1 pseudogene is annotated in these 245 nt (G+C 53.5%); it reads left to right on the forward strand.

Annotated features, from left to right (window positions below):
* Nucleotides 1-143: 143 nt before the first annotated feature.
* A pseudogene (locus tag EVC45_RS47540) lies at nt 144-245 on the forward strand (IS6 family transposase); the annotation flags it as partial.

The following is a 245-nucleotide window of genomic DNA, read 5'->3' on the forward strand; positions in this document are numbered from 1 at the left end:
AACCGTATGGGGCGCAACGGATGATCGGCCGGAACGAAGTCCTCAAGCTTGACCGTCGTGAAAAGAGCTTCCTGCATGGTTGTGGTGCAAATAGCGCTCAAGGATCGGTTAGAGTGTCGCCTTGACCGATTTGAGGAGCCGCGATGAACAAGCTGAAGAGTCTGGACGAGCTATTCGCCGGCCGTCATTTTGACCGTGAGGTGATCATTCTTTGTGTGCGCTGGTATTTGCGCTACAAACTCAGC

The organism is Paraburkholderia sp. UYCP14C (assembly GCF_004197395.1).
In the GTDB taxonomy this organism is placed as follows: Bacteria; Pseudomonadota; Gammaproteobacteria; order Burkholderiales; family Burkholderiaceae; genus Paraburkholderia.